Source organism: Mesorhizobium sp. 128a (genome assembly GCF_053848025.1).
The window spans coordinates 1-489 of sequence record NZ_JBSPKY010000093.1; the positions used below are offsets into that span (position 1 = coordinate 1).

The 489-nt window shown below is 63.0% G+C and carries 1 protein-coding gene; it reads left to right on the plus strand.

Going from position 1 to position 489, the window contains the following annotated elements; all coding sequences use genetic code 11:
* On the plus strand, window positions 1-489 hold a 489-nt coding region (locus ACWTU9_RS33215), incomplete at both ends, for an aminotransferase class I/II-fold pyridoxal phosphate-dependent enzyme (protein ID WP_455862018.1).

A 489-nucleotide genomic window follows, 5' to 3' on the forward strand; every position in this document is an offset into this window, starting at 1 on the left:
TGTTCGAAACGCTGCTCGGCGAGGAGGATGCGATCATCTCCGATGCGCTGAACCACGCCTCGATCATCGACGGGGTCAGGCTGTCGAAGGCCAAGCGTTTCCGCTACGCCAACAACGACATGGCCGACCTCGAAGCACGGCTGAAGGAAGCCAGGGATTGTCGCTTCCGGCTGATTGCCACCGACGGCGTGTTCTCCATGGATGGCATCATCGCCAATCTGAAGGGCGTATGCGATCTCGCGGAAAAATACGATGCCATGGTGATGGTCGATGACAGCCACGCCGTCGGCTTCGTCGGCAAAAACGGCCGCGGCTCGGCCGAACATTGCGGCGTCGAGGGCCGGGTGGACATCATCACCGGCACGCTCGGCAAGGCGCTGGGCGGCGCGTCGGGCGGCTACACCTCAGGCAAAAGCCAGGTTGTCGACTGGCTGCGCCAGCGTTCGCGGCCTTATCTCTTCTCCAACACGCTGATGCCGGCGATCGCCG